Origin of the sequence: Paenibacillus sp. H1-7, assembly GCF_022354825.1 — a bacterium.
Lineage (GTDB): Bacteria > Bacillota > Bacilli > Paenibacillales > NBRC-103111 > Paenibacillus_S.
Genome location: NZ_CP031168.1, coordinates 7,758,833 through 7,773,504 on the forward strand (window position 1 = coordinate 7,758,833; position 14,672 = coordinate 7,773,504).

9 protein-coding genes and 1 riboswitch are annotated in these 14,672 nt (G+C 55.8%); all 9 genes read right to left on the reverse strand.

Going from position 1 to position 14,672, the window contains the following annotated elements:
• Positions 1–135: 135 nt before the first annotated feature.
• Positions 136–236, reverse strand: a riboswitch (purine riboswitch).
• 284 nt (positions 237–520) lie between these two features.
• The 9 genes from guaA to DVH26_RS34225 all read right to left on the reverse strand — a co-directional run bounded on the left by guaA (position 521) and on the right by DVH26_RS34225 (position 14,561).
• On the reverse strand, positions 521–2,059 hold the full coding sequence (guaA, locus tag DVH26_RS34185; protein WP_239630068.1) for a glutamine-hydrolyzing GMP synthase: 1,539 nt from the start codon (positions 2,057–2,059) through the stop codon (positions 521–523).
• A 378-nt stretch (positions 2,060–2,437) separates the two neighbouring features.
• A complete protein-coding gene (locus DVH26_RS34190) occupies positions 2,438–4,966 on the reverse strand; it encodes a transglutaminase-like domain-containing protein (RefSeq protein WP_239630069.1) in 2,529 nt (842 codons plus the stop codon).
• Positions 4,929–6,161: a DUF58 domain-containing protein gene (locus tag DVH26_RS34195; RefSeq protein WP_239630070.1), complete on the reverse strand. Its 1,233-nt coding sequence runs from the start codon at positions 6,159–6,161 to the stop codon at positions 4,929–4,931. The genes DVH26_RS34190 and DVH26_RS34195 overlap by 38 nt, the downstream gene beginning before the upstream one ends.
• A 12-nt stretch (positions 6,162–6,173) precedes the next feature.
• A complete protein-coding gene (locus tag DVH26_RS34200; protein WP_239630071.1) occupies positions 6,174–7,151 on the reverse strand; it encodes an AAA family ATPase in 978 nt (325 codons plus the stop codon).
• Positions 7,152–7,291: 140 nt separating this feature from the next.
• On the reverse strand, positions 7,292–8,956 hold the full coding sequence (locus tag DVH26_RS34205; RefSeq protein ID WP_239630072.1) for an ABC transporter substrate-binding protein: 1,665 nt from the start codon (positions 8,954–8,956) through the stop codon (positions 7,292–7,294).
• 27 nt (positions 8,957–8,983) lie between these two features.
• On the reverse strand, positions 8,984–9,880 hold the full coding sequence (locus tag DVH26_RS34210) for a carbohydrate ABC transporter permease (RefSeq protein ID WP_239630073.1): 897 nt from the start codon (positions 9,878–9,880) through the stop codon (positions 8,984–8,986).
• Between the two features lie 18 nt (positions 9,881–9,898).
• On the reverse strand, positions 9,899–10,819 hold the full coding sequence (locus tag DVH26_RS34215) for an ABC transporter permease (RefSeq protein ID WP_239630074.1): 921 nt from the start codon (positions 10,817–10,819) through the stop codon (positions 9,899–9,901).
• Positions 10,820–10,934: 115 nt separating this feature from the next.
• The gene (locus DVH26_RS34220) at positions 10,935–13,286 is read right to left on the reverse strand and encodes a helix-turn-helix domain-containing protein (RefSeq protein ID WP_239630075.1); all 2,352 of its coding nucleotides are present in this window, start codon (positions 13,284–13,286) and stop codon (positions 10,935–10,937) included.
• Positions 13,287–13,376: 90 nt separating this feature from the next.
• Positions 13,377–14,561 (reverse strand): alpha/beta hydrolase family protein, encoded by a 1,185-nt coding sequence (locus DVH26_RS34225; RefSeq protein ID WP_239630076.1) that lies wholly within the window; start codon positions 14,559–14,561, stop codon positions 13,377–13,379.
• Positions 14,562–14,672: the final 111 nt, after the last annotated feature.

Below are 14,672 nucleotides of genomic sequence, written 5' to 3' on the forward strand. Positions count from 1 at the left end.
AGACCGGACTTACAAGCAAAGCACGGTGGAGCTGCGGCATCCTTCAATCGAGGCACGGACCGGGGATTCGTCGGGCTCCTCTCAAGAGGCGTCCTCTGAATCGTACGGTGATGCTTATCGGCAGATATCCGTGATTCCAGCGCTTTGTTTGTTCGTAGCCAGATCATTTACGGTGATCTCGTAGAAACTCCCAGGCCAATCCCCGGGATTATACGAAACTGTTATTCCCTACATATTCTTCATTTATTCTAAAATTCATGACGAAACTTGTCAATCGATTTTTCCGAACATTTGCAAACAAATTTTGCTATATGTTCGTTTTATTGATTTTCACTGAAGGGAAGGTTAGCGGCTGGGTGCTTTGTTAATGAGAGCGCTGTCGGCATAGTCGCGGAATGGAGCCCTAGACTGCTAATTGCGAGCGATATTGATGCAATAAGAAAGAGCCCTTTTCCAAGGCGGAAAAAGGCCCTTATATCTATGCCGTGTCAGCAGGCAGTCCTTCTGCACAAGCGAATGATTATTCCCACTCAATCGTAGCCGGCGGTTTGGATGTAATGTCGTAAACAATCCGGTTCACGTTGTCGACTTCGTTGACGATACGTACGGAAATTTTCTCCAACACGTCCCAAGGGATACGCGCCCAGTCAGCGGTCATGCCGTCGATGGAAGTAACTGCGCGAATGCCTACGGTGTAGGAATACGTACGGGCGTCACCCATAACGCCAACGCTCTTCATGTTCGGCAGCGCAGTGAAGTACTGCCAAATTTCGCGGTCGAGTCCGGCTTTGGCGATTTCGTCGCGCAGGATCGCGTCGGATTCGCGCACGATCTCGAGCTTCTCTTCGGTCACTTCGCCCAGCACGCGGATCGCAAGACCCGGTCCAGGGAACGGCTGGCGCCATACGATAGCTTCAGGAAGGCCGCACTCTTCGCCTACTTTACGAACTTCATCCTTGAACAAAGCTTTAAGAGGCTCAACCAGCTCGAATTTCATATCTTCCGGCAATCCACCCACGTTATGATGCGATTTGATCGTGTGAGCCGTCGCCGTGCCGCTTTCTACGATATCCGTGTACAAGGTACCTTGCGCCAAGAACGCGAAATCGTCGAATTGCGCCGACTCCTCCTCGAACACGCGGATAAACTCGTTGCCGATAATTTTCCGTTTTTGCTCCGGATCGTCCACTCCGGCCAATTTGCCCAGGAAACGCTCGCGCGCGTCGATTTTGACCACTTTCATATCGAACTTGCCGACAAAGGTCTCCATAACGCCTTCCGCTTCCCCTTTGCGCAGCAAGCCGTGGTCGATGAACATACAAGTCAATTGGTCTCCGATCGCCTTATGAATCAGCATCGCCACAACGGAGGAATCCACGCCTCCGCTCAATGCGCACAGTACCTTTTTGTCGCCTACCTGCGCACGGATATCGCGAATCGTATCCTCGATAAAGCTTTCCATGCTCCAGTCGCCGGCACAGCCGCACACGTGGTACAGGAAATTGTGGATCATGTCGTTACCGTACACGGAGTGGCGCACTTCCGGATGGAACTGAACCGCGAACATCTGCTTCTCCGGGTGGCTCATCGCCGCTACCGGAGCATGCTCCGTGCTGGCATCAACGACGAAGCCTGCAGGCGGCTCGACAACGAGGTCGCTGTGGCTCATCCATACCGTTTGCTTTTTGTCCAGGTTATGCACGAGGCCGCAGTGGTCGGCGAAATCAACCTCCGCTTTTCCGTATTCGCGCTTCGACGCTCTTTCCACTTTTCCTTGAAGCTGATGAGCCATCAGCTGCATCCCGTAGCAAATGCCCAGGATCGGCACGCCTAAATCGTACACGCCCGGATCTACCAGCGGGGAATCTTCACCGTATACGCTCGCAGGTCCTCCCGAGAATACGATCCCCTTAGGCTGAATTTGCTTCAGCTTCTCGGCAGACGTGTTGTAAGGCAGCAGCTCGCTGTATACACCCAAATCCCTGATCCGGCGAGCGATCAGCTGGTTGTACTGTCCGCCAAAGTCCAGCACTACAATAATTTCATTCGGCTTGTCCATATTGTCCTCCTTAAAAGTTCGTTCCAGTTCGTTCAACTAAACATACAACAGATGAGCTATCGTTCCCGCGGGCGGTAAAGCCAGGTTCGCACGCAAGCGTCAGCCTTTTCGATCCGACAAAAAGTATGGCGCTCTGCTCTAAATCAATAGTCATTATTATAAGCTTACGGAAAAGAAAGGGCAATGCCTGTGTCGAAAAAGGACGATAGGCAATAAGAGTCGTTCCTAGTATTGTCATTTTTCACTAGCGTCACTAAATTTGCACAAAAAAATCCTCCCTGCCGGGAAGCGCAAGCAGCGGGAAATTTTTCGAGGCCGGAAGGAAATCCGGCTGTTCCCGGACGAAGAAAAAAGCCCGCAAGCCGGGGCCATCCGGCATTACAGGCTTTTTCGAATATCCGCCCAAGCTTCATAAAGCTTGCGGCTTGTAACCGCGGCGGACCCGCCATGGTATTTGAGCGCTTCCCGAAGCCGGACAAACCGCAGCAGCGATTGTCTCTGCTCCTCCGTCGCATTGGAACGGGTGAGCAAATACTCGCGCATCGTTTGTGCAGGCTCGGCCCGCCCGAAGCGGCGCTGCAGCTTGCTCCACTGACGCTCGGCCAGCCGGTGTGCGGCGTGCGAGCGCATGCGCTCAAGCCCTAACAGGCGGCTTATGTTGGCCTGGGAGCCCGAAGCGAAACGAACCTTCTCTCTGCTTCCCCCAGGCTTGAGCTGTAGCTTTATCCATAGCCATGCGCCGGCAGCTGTCAAAGCAGCCGCAGCTATCCACAAGGATAAAGGCAGGTACGGCGCTATCCACAACGCGCCCTTGTGCAAAACTGCGAGTCCAGCCGATGCCAGAGTGGATAAGAAGGCCGCCGTATGCTGCGCCATGAGGATAAAGCGGTTCATGGACGATTTCAAGCTGTTGTAGATGGAGGATAAGTCCCATCCATCGTCAGGTGTCTCCGCTGGCGCGGCCGACGCGGCGGCAGCCGCTTCCTTGTTGGCCGACCCGTTGTAGCCGGGGGTCGGATCGAAGGCGACCCAGCCTGTTGACGGGATGAACACCTCCACCCAGGAATGGGCGTCTTGATTGCGCACTTCGACCTGATATAGGGTATCTCGGCCGGATTCGGCCGGTTCTGCGGAAACGACCTGTCCCGGTGCGAACCCTTTGACCCAGCGGGTATGCACCCCCACGGTACGCAGCATGACCGTCATCGCGGTGGAGAAATGATCGCAATAGCCCATCCGCTGCTCGAACAAAAACTGGTCTACGAAATCCTGCCCGCCGGCAGGCGGTTTCGTTCGATCTAAATTGTAGGTATAGTGCGTTTTCAAATAAGTTTCAACCGCCTGCGCCTTATCGTAAGCCGTACTCGCGTTCGCCGTTACCGTTCGGGCCAATTCGGCCACTCTGTCCGGAAGCCGGTTCGGCAGCTGTATATACTCATCACCTGGCAAACCAGTCTCAGTACCGGGTGCAGCAGACCGCCGTCCTTCCTTATCCGGTACGGTTACCTGAACCGCATAGGAAGCTAACGGATCGGCCAGCGCGGGCAGGAAGTACCGGTCGGTTTTCATATCCTTCCACACCCAATCGGGTGATACAAGCTTGCCCGTCTCGGATACAAGGGACTCCACCTCATGCAGGGAGCCTCCCACAAACAATTGGCGGAACGGCTGCTTCAAGTACACCTGCTGCGTCACGATGCCGATATGCGGTTCTTCCGGAGGGACGGAAGCAGGAACGAAGCCCTCGTTATCCATGCCCGCCCTATTTCCGTCAAGCTCCGCAGCCTGCTTCGTATCCGGCTTCGTATCCGGCACGGCAAGCACCGGTTCAGACACGGTCTGCTGCCAGCCTTGACCGGTATACGTCGATTTGGACTCCCCTCTCCAATAGGTGAGCCGGGTCGTCTTGGCGATGAATGCAACCGCATCGTCCTGGGTCAAGGGCGAGCCCAGATGCGAATCGTCGGTGCTGTATCCGGTTCGGCCCGCCGATAAGGAGGCAAGGGCGGCTCTTTCGCCGATATGCTCGGCTCCATCAAATAGCCGTTCCCATGGCGCCAATGATCCAGACCATTCCACCGTCTTGCCTTCCGTAGGATGCAATTGAGCCCCCATCCAGGCGCATATCACGAGCATTGCGGTAACAATGCAGCTGGAGGCGATCCGTTTCCAGAGGCCGGCCTGTTCCGCCCCAGCGGAGTGAGCTGAAGCCGTCACCCGGCTTGCACCACCGGCGACAGCCCCGTTAGTACCCGCCGATACATCCTCCGAATAACCTGCCCCCGCCTGCTTCCAACGGAGCCACCGTTCCGCCTGCAGCCAGCCCTGCAAGAGCAGACCGGCGCCAACCGCGCCCAGCAGACTGGCAGACATGTCGGTATCGAACACGATCTGTAGCGCAATCAGATACAGCATCGTCATAATGACAAACCAGAGCAGCTGCATCCGGTCTGCGACGAACGATTGCAGCACCCAGATGAAGAAGCACCATCCGGTCAAGAACAGCATCGTCCTAGTCGCGGACGAAATGTACCCGAACTGTCCCGACAGCGCATGAAGCGCATCCGACGACAACTCGCGCAGCCACGAAGCCCACCAGCCGGCCTCGGGCAGCCAATGCCCGCTGTGCAGCACCGCGGTCACAGCAAGGATGGCCGCTGCCCGCAAAGGCCAGGCGGCGGAGCCTGGCATGCGGAACATGCCGACGGCAAGGAAGAAAGCGAACGCCCCCAGGAACGGGGCGATCCGGTACACTTCCGTGACGTCGGACAGCTGCTGCAGCGGGACGAGCCATGCGCGGATCAGCCAGAACAGCAGCAGCGCGTAGCCGATGCGCAGCGGCCACGGCTGCTCCGGCTCCGCCGGAAGCTTATGCGCCGGCGGCGGCACGGTTGGCTTCTGCGCCATGGCCCTCACCTCCTGCGGCGGCGCGGCGTCCGGACGCGCTGACCGCCGTAAACCGGCAACCTGCTGCCTCCGCCCGCTGCCGCCATTGCTCTGCCGCGTCGGCTGCGGCGCCCTTGCCGTGCACATACACCATGTGCACCTCGCGCCCTCTCAGCCGGTACAGCAGGCGCAGCAGCTGCTCATCCGGCTGCGCCGTAACGACGGCTACGCCCGCCCCGGGGCCGGCCTGCTGCGCTTCGCGCTGCACGCTGGCCGCAAAGGGCAGGTCGCCGTCGCAAGGCAGCTGCGCGAGCAGCTCCAGCAGCTCCGTGAAGCGCTCGCCGCCCCGCGCTTCCGCCGCTTGCCCTTGCCGGTCCGACGCGGCAAGGCGCACGCGCAGGCCCAGCTGCAGCCCGCGCTGGGCAATGCCTGCCGCGGCCTCGACGGCCGTGGCGAACGCCGCTGCGTTCGCTACGCCCTTGGCCGCGTCGAGACAGACGAGCAGCCGGTCGAAGCCGGGCTGCTCGGTCTCCTTCGCGCGCAGCATGCCCGTGCGCGCGGTGGAGCGCCAATGGATCCGGTTCAACGGATCCCCGGGCGCATACGGCCTCGTCCCCTGCACGAGCGGGGACGAGGCTTGCCGCTGCAGCCGAAGCTGCGGCCGGCGCGGGAGCTCCTCTCCCGCGGCAGTGGCAGCCGACGCCAGCGGCAGCGGCTTAGGCAGCACAAGCATCCGGTGCTGCCCTGCGCTTACGCTGCGGAGCCGGAGCCGCAGCAGCCCGAACGCGTCGGAGATGCCGACGCGGGTCTGCTCCAGGCTGTAAGCTCCGCGGGGCAGGCCAGGCACGTGCAGCGACGCTTGCACGGCGCCGGACATCGTCAAGCGCACCGTGTCGCGCACGATGACCGACTCCCCTGTACCGGTATGGGTCCAGCGCTCCTCAACAAGCAGCCAGCCGGAAGGAAGTCTCCAGCCTCCCGGTTTGATCCGAAGCTTCATGCCGATTGCTTCTCCGCTCCAATACCGCTGCGTCTGTGCAGGCCGTTCGATCCGCACGGCGCGGGACCAGCTCACGTACCCAACGCATAAATAAAGCAGCAGCATGCCGAGACCGTAGAAGCAAATCCATGCGGAGCGGCCTCCGTACCCTTCCGCCCAATACCAGGAGCCTGCCCAGCCTGCAAACAACAACAGCAAGGTCGCTATATTGCGCATGACAGCTCCTCCTTACTGTGCCGGGGCATAGGCACAGGAAGGGATCGGAGTGGAAGCGGCGATCGATTCCATCACCGCTTCCGCCTGCCTTTGCGCCATAGCCGCTTCCGGGCTCAGCATGAGACGATGGGCTAATACCGGCACCGTCAGCTGCTTCACATCGTCGGGAATGACATAGCCCCGTCCCGACAGAAACGCTCTGCCTTGGGAAGCCCTCATTAGCGCAACCGTAGCGCGGGGACTCGCTCCGAGAGCGATGTCCGGATGGCTTCGGGTCGCGGCCGTAAGCTGCACGATATAGCTCTTGACGGCATCGTCCACGTGGACGCGGGACGCTTCCTTTTGCAGCAATACGAATTCCTCGGGCAGCAGCAGCGGACGAAGCTGGTCAACCGGAGGCCGGGACTCCACCCGGTTCAGCAGCTCCTGCTCCTCCATGGCATTAGGGTAACCAAGACTCAGCTTCATCAGGAAGCGGTCCAGCTGCGCCTCCGGCAGCACGAACGTTCCTTCGAAGTCGAACGGATTTTGCGTAGCCAGCAGAAAAAACGGCTCCGGCAGCGGGTACGTCTGCCCGTCTACCGTAATCCGTTTCTCCTCCATTGCTTCGAGCATCGCCGATTGTGTTCTCGGCGTCGCCCGGTTCAACTCGTCAGCCAGCACCAGATTGGCCATCAAAGGCCCGGGACGAAATTCGAACTGCGCCGTCTGCTGATTGAATATGCTGCTGCCCGTCAAATCCGACGGCAGCAAATCCGGCGTGCATTGAATCCGCTTGAAGCTGCCGTCGATGGTGCGAGCCAGCGCTCGAACCATCATCGTCTTCCCGACTCCGGGCACATCCTCCAGCAGCACATGCCCTCCGCACAATAAGGCGATCAGCAGCTTTTCTATGACATCCCGTTTACCGATAATGACTTTTTCCATTTGATAGATTACCCGCTCCAGTACGGCCTGCGGCGGATCGAAGAAAGATGAATGCACCTGCATCGCGAAATACCTCCTCAATAGATTTACACTCTATTGACTCTAGTATTTCCAAACCGCCCGGTCTTTAGACGGTTCCTGCACATTCCTGCCGGATGTTCTCCCGCCGCAGCGCCGATTAACGCGGATAAAATGTCTTAGGGTTACTTTTTCTTATGCTTTGAATCGTAAGCGTCCTGATAGATTTGCAAATATTTTTTCAAGTTCATATTTTCAAGCGTTTTAATATAGTTGTCCCAGCCCTTGTCGATATCCATATCTCCGATAATGAAACGGGCCGTCATCTGATTGATGTAATCGCCGATCGTCTTGGACAAATCCGCGATTTCGGCCGATTGCTCCTGGGAGAAGAAGAGCGGAGGCACGACGTTCTCCAGCTTTTGGGCGTACGGCTCGTACTTGGTTTTCGTTTCCTTGTACAGCAGCACTTCCTGATCGGAATCGAGCGCTTTGTCCTCACGGGCTTGGCTGAGCCGCATTTCGCTGTTGCGGAACGACGGACCGGTCTGCTGCCAATGGACGTTTTGCGGGAACGCCAAATGCGTCAGCTGCTTCCACTTGGCCGGATTGCCGTCAATCCCTATCAATCCCGGCTTGGCGACCTCCCAATCGCGGTCCTGCACGCCGACCAGGCTGCGCATCGAAATATCATAGGCGTACATAGCGTCCGCCCAACGTACTGCAACCTCCGGATACTTGGCCGCCTTGGTCACGATGAACTCCCCGAATTTATGCCCGCCATACGGGAACAGCGCAGTAGTGCGGACTCCTTGCGGACCCTTTAACGGCGGTACGGCGACATAATCCTTCCACCGTTCCAGCTCCAGCGAGGTCAATCCTGCAGGCGACAGCATCGGCATCGCTCCTACAAAAACGGCGTCCGGGTTCGTGCCGAGCTTTTTCAGCTGATTCGAGTCCTGGGTGAACGTCTCGGGAGCGATCAGCTTCTCCTCGTACAGCTTATGGATATATTTCAGCCCTTCCTTCCACTCGGGCTTGTTGTACACGACATCGATTTTGCCGTTTTGCAGCACCATCCGCTCGCTCATATCGTCTACGATAAAGGCGGACATGAGAAAGCCGTCGATCTGGATTTTGCCGCTCGCGTTGTTAGCGCTCACCAGCGGAATTTCGTCCTGCTTGCCGTTCCCGTTCGGATCCTTCTCCTTGAACGCCTTCAGCACTTGATAAAATTCCTCCGTCGTTGTCGGAACCTGCAGGCCGAGCTTATCGAGCCACGGCTTGTATATCCACATTTTTCTCGAAATCGTACAATGGAAGCAGTCGTTAATATGCGGCATATCGTATATATTTCCGTCCGGTGCCGTTACCGCCTCTTTAATAAACGGCATTTTCTCCCATATTTTCTTCGTCTCGATACCGTACTTCTCGATATATCCGTTCAGCGGAAGAAAGACGCCCTGCTTGCCGTAATTCATCTGCTGTGCAGGGGAAACGGCCATATCCATGATGACGTCCGGGTAGTCTCCGCTTGCCAGCATCAAGTTCAGCTTATCCTGAAAACCCTTCTCCGGCGCGACCTCCCATTCCACATGCACGTTCGTTTTATCCTCGTACCATTTGGTAAATTCATTCGTCGTAAAGTCGACGACGCTTCCGTTGCCCCGTACGAGCACCTTTAAATTCACCTTATCCTTAACGACGGGGAACGTCCCTTCCGGGGTGACCACAGGCGTTTTGTCATCGGATGCGGTTCCCGGATTCGCCTCTTCCTTGGCCGTACATGCCGTCAACAGCAGTGTGGAGCACAGAATCGTACTTAGCAGCGAGCCTACGATATTTCGCAAAATAAATCCCTCCTCGAATGGTTGCCCTTACCCTTTCAATGAGCCGATCATAACGCCTTTCACAAAATGTTTCTGCACAAACGGATACACGATCATCAGCGGAAGCGTGGCGATCACGATCAGCGAATATTTGAGCAGCTCCCGCAGCCCTTCTCTGGCCGCCGCATCCTTCACGTCTACGATCATATCGCTGCTGATGTCGTTTTGGACCAGCACATCTCGCAGCACCAGCTGGAGCGGAAACAAGCTCTGGCTTTTCAAATAAATCAAAGCATTGAAGAACGCGTTCCAATGGCCGACGGCGTAAAACAGCGCATTGACCGCAATGATCGGTCCGGACAGCGCCAACACGACCTTCCAGACGAACTTGAAATCGTTGCAGCCGTCCAGCTGCGCCGCCTCCAGCAGTTCCGTAGGTATCGTCGTCTGAAAATACGTACGGGTAATAATCATATTCCATACCGACAGCGCACCGGGCAAAATCATCGCCCACGACGAATTTAACAGCCCCAGCTCCTTCACCAGCAGGTAGCTCGGAATCATCCCTCCGGAGAACAGCATCGTAAAGACGAACAGCAGCATGATGCCGTTTTTGCCGAATAAATCGGACCTGGACAAAGGATACGCCGCCAAGATCGTCACGACGACGTTCAATGCGGTTCCCGCCACCGTATAGTAGACGGAGTTCCAGAAGCCCGACCAAATCAGCTTGTGCTTGAACACCGCCTCATAGCCTGACAGCGTGAAATCGACGGGCCAAATCCACACCTTCCCGGAAACGACCGCCTGCGGCGAGCTGAAAGAAGCGCTTACAATAAAAAGAACAGGATATAGAATCGTCAGCAGGAACAACGTCAGCACCGTATAATTCGTTATCGAAAACAGCCGGTCGCTTCTTGAATCCCGCACCGTATTTCGTTTCACCTTGAAGCCCCCCTTAAGCTACCATAGACTCGACTGCTTCGCCCGCCGTGCGATACTGTTGACGAACAGCAGCAGCAGCAGGTTAATGACCGATTTGAACAGGCCTATCGCCGAGGAATACGAGAAATCAAGCGCAGGGGATGCCAGACCGATCTTGTACACATAGGTGTCGATAACTTGCGAAGCCGTTTGGTTCAGCGGGTTTTGCATCAGCAATATTTTCTCGAACCCGGTATCAAGCATATTTCCTGCATTCAGGATCAGCAAAATGACGGCAATCGGCATAATGCCGGGCAGGTCGATATGCCGCATCCTCTGCAGCTTGGTCGCTCCATCCACGACAGCAGCCTCATGCAGAGCCGGATCGATACCCGCCAGCGCAGCCAAATAAATAATGCAGCTGAAGCCGACGTTCTGCCATATCCCCGACCATACATAAATGTGCGGGAAATAATCGGCATTGGCCATGAAGTTGACCGGCTCGAAGCCCAGAAGCTTAATGGCATTGTTCACGATGCCGGAATTCGGCGACAGGATCTGCAATATAATGCCTACCATGACCACGATCGAGAAAAAATGCGGCGCATACGTCAGCATCTGCGCGGTATTCTTGAACTTTTTATTGCCTACGTAGTTGAAGCATAAAGCCAGTAAGATCGGAACGGGAAATCCGGCGATCATGCTGTAAAAGCTGAGCACGATCGTATTGCGCATAATGGCTGCGAAATCGTAAGAGTGAAAAAACCGGCTGAAATGCTTCAGCCCCACCCAATCGCTTCCCCAAACCCCCTTGGTTACGGAATAATTCTGGAAAGAAATCAGCGCCCCGTACATCGGCACATACTTGAACAAGACGATGTACAGGATCGGCACGAGCAGCAGCACGTACAGCTGCCAGCTTCGTTTAAGCCTGGCTGTCGACGACGAAGCCGCCTGCATAACTCACTCACCTCCTTTTGTTACCATCAAACCACATTTCCCGGAACATACAATTGGAAATGTTTATTGGAGTGTGCAATGGTTAGGCAAACGGATTATTCCTTTTTTAAGCGAGTTAGCTTTTCTTAATCCCGGCCGTGCCGGAGCCGCTGAGTCGCGCCGTTGTGCGCCGAAAGCTGGTCGCGCTGACGCCGTTCAATCGCTTGAACGCCCGGCAAAATGTATTGAGCGAATTGTAGCCGACACGGCCGGCAATTTGCTGAATCGGCAGCTCGGTCTCCGCCAGCATCGTCTTGGCGTGGTCCATGCGGATCTGCTCCACATAATCGGAGAAATTGATACCGACATGCTCCTTGAAAAATTGCGACAAGTATACCTCCGACATGCCGAATCGGGACGATACCGTGGTCAGGCTCAGGTCCGGCTGCATGTACGCCGTCTGAATGTGAGCCGTCATGTCTGCGCTTAATTCGGTATGCTGGCTTCTCAACCGTTCCTTCACAGCGTCGCACACCAGGCCGTACGCTTCCAGAAGCGCGTCGAACTGCTCCTGTACGCTATGATTCCGAAATACGACGGACGTTTCCATCGCTGCGCCCTGAATGCCTCCCGCCACGTGGTCCAGCAGCTTCGCAATTGTCGCCCACAATTCATATACAAACAGCTGCTGCATCGTTAAGGTCAGCTGTCTATCCTTGAAATTCACTGCATACAGCTCCTCGAGCATTCGGAGCGTCTCGCGCTTCTCCCCCGCCATCACCAAATGAATGATTCGCTGCTCGACATCGGATGGATAATAAAAGCTGTTGCTCGTGACCGGCAGCTCGTCGTAGCGGATGATTGTATCCGGTCTTCGCTGCATTTTATAGGTTAACGCAAATTTGGCTTCCTCAAAGGAACGGGCAATATTCATCACGCCGTCGTATTCATTGCCGACACCGAATACTACCTTATATTGAAGCTGTTGATCGAGCTCGTCGCTTATGGATTGCAGCAGGCTGCCGATAAACTTCACGGTTTGTCCTGTGTTTGCAGGAAGAGAGTCGGAAACATGGCCGTGAAACAGCAGGACGATTTTATCCTGCTCGATATCGTGAAGGTAGCCGCTTCCACCTAGCCTCAGCTGAATAGCTTCCTTAACGACGACGCGCATCATATCGAGCTTCTCTAGCACGACCGGATGATATTCTTCGCCGTATCCTCCCAAATCGGCGATGGCGACGCGGAATCGGCTGCCGTTCCATTGCAGCCCGATATGGCGGGAGACCGCCTCCATCGCCTGCCGGTTCATCAGCTCGCCCCTCATCATTCGCTCGAATAAGGCCGCCTTCAAAAAAGGGAGCTGCTCCTTGTAATCGGCCTGCAGCTTCTCGTTGTTCGCCGCCAAAGCCGCGAAGCTGTTCTGGATATACCGGTACGCATCCTTCTCCTGCTCCTGGTCGGATTCGTTGTCCCCGCCGAATCGTTCCCGGATGCCGTTCACAATCCGCTTCAGCGGCTTGCTGTTTCTTAACGCCATAAAGTAAGCGGTTACAATTCCAGCCAGCAATGACAGAGCCAGCACTACGTAGATGTCTCTTTTTAAATAATGCACCTTTTCCAGCACAATAGCGGCCGGCTGCGCAACGACATATTTCCAGCCGTTATCCGAGGTAATGTACGTTATCATCCGGTTCCCGTTGCTCGCATCAGGGAGGAGTACTCCATTAGGCTCGCGGCCGTCGAATCCGATCGGGGTTACGGGTTCCGAGCCGGAGGATACCGAGCTGATGATCTGGTTGTGCTCATTGGCTATATAAGCCCAGCCGCCGCCCGAGAGGTTCAATCCTTTTAGCAGCTTTTGAATATTATCGTTATCGATCAAGACCACGATGCTGCCGTTATGATGGTCCGGAAATCCGAGCGACTGAATATAAGTGACGACACGGTACGTTTTACCGCCTTTCGTGATGGCAGCCGCCGGAAGGATATGCTTGTCATAGTAGCGGCTGAAGAACAGCTCGGTCCACTGGCTGTAGCTCTGCCCCGCATAAGAGAGATATTGATCGTAAAATTCGGAAAACCGGTACGTCATGTTCGGCCGCATGGCCAGTTCGCTTCTTTTGAAAAAAATAAAGTATTCCAGCAAAAAGTTGTTGGACAGCGAATAATCGTAGAGGCCGAGCCTCGTATCCAATATGCGCGAAGGAGTGACCCCCTCGAACGGATCCTCCACGTATTGGAACTGAATCACCTTGGAATTGGCTTGAAGCTGTCTTACGATCATGTCGATTTCGGAAAACCGCTGGTTCAATATTTGGCTGCTCTGCTGCAGCAGCGTCCGGTTCGCCTTGACGACTTCGTCCTCGACGACGCGGACGGTATTCGTATAATTAATGACGCTAATCGTCAAAGGAATTAACAAAATGACAAGGTAAGGAATTAAAAAGGTTCTGAATATCCGATCCCCCCGCGTCCTTTTCTTCACGTCGATCTCCCCTTAGCATCGTGGATTAACGCAAATCGGGGTGCACGAAAGCACCCCTTGCAAGACCTGTATGCCGCTATTGCCGGTCGCTTACGGCAGCCGGCGAATGTCCGAGCAAACGACGCCGTCCCGTTCATCCGTAATTAGGACAAAATAAGCTTGTGCACCGTCCGGTATGACCGCCGTTATCTCTTGAGAATCGCGGTCGATCGTAACCTCCGCGGTCTTCCAATTCATTGCGAACCAATCGGACGTGTCCGTTGCGTACCTCAGCTCCGCCTGCCGGACGGCGGTATCGCCTGAGTAGCTAACGGCTGCAGTGTTACCGTTCGTCTGCAGCGGAGACACGTGCAGGAGAGGCTCGGTTCCCTTCGTCATTTGATCGGCGAACCGGTAAATCTCCTTTGGCTGCCAGCCTTTGACATGGGAATGTCCCAGGCCGAACTGGATGCTCAGCAGCGACTCGCTTCGGCGGCTGCGAGCCGTCTCGAACGATTTGCTGAACAGGTTGAGAGGAAAATGTGCGTCGGCGTCGCCGTTTACCCACAGCATGGGCATCGTCACGTTCGGCAAGTGGGCCGACGGGTCCCACAGCCGCTTAATGTTCTCCGAATCCGCTTCGGGCATGCGGGCGAAGCCTTCGCCGTACCGGTTCGTCGCCTCGTACAGGTAGCCGCACCCGTAGACGGGTATCGCGAAGGAGAACCTGCTGTCGACGCCGGATACGATGCTTGTAACGATACCGCCCCAGGAGATGCCGTTGATGCCTACACGGCTTGCATCCACCTGCGGCAGCGAGCGAATGAACGAGTGCGCCTTGATAACGGCGGCGACCGCGTGGTACATCCACTGCTCCTCTACCGGCAGTGCATAGTCTTCGAACTCGCCCTGCCGTGATGGACCGCTCCAAGCATGCTGGGGCCGCTTGCCCTCGCTATCCTTCTCCAGAGGCAGGTGTCCCTCCAAATCCATAGCAATGGCCGCATAGCCCCGATCCGTCCAGATGCGTACCCACTCGTGAAACGCGGTCCCTCCTCCGCCATGAACAAGCACCATCGCAGGGACCGGTGCAGCCGGATCGGCCTCCTCAGGCAGCGCATAATACGCAAACACCCGGGTCGGCTTTCCTTGATAAGGCAAGCCATCATAATAGACGGCTTCGATATTGCCTTGGTCCATCTCCGGAATGCAAACAATCTGCGGAGCTGCCGATAGTTCCGCCATATTCCATGGATGAGGCAAAGGGTTGGTAAATGGGCTTGTAAGGCTGGACAAAGCTTATTCCTCCTCTTTAACAATACGATCCGTTTTAGAAAATTATAGCAGGGGGCCTTGTTTAAATCTATGTTAACGTTAACAATTTGGAGGATAAAAAAGCTGCAATGT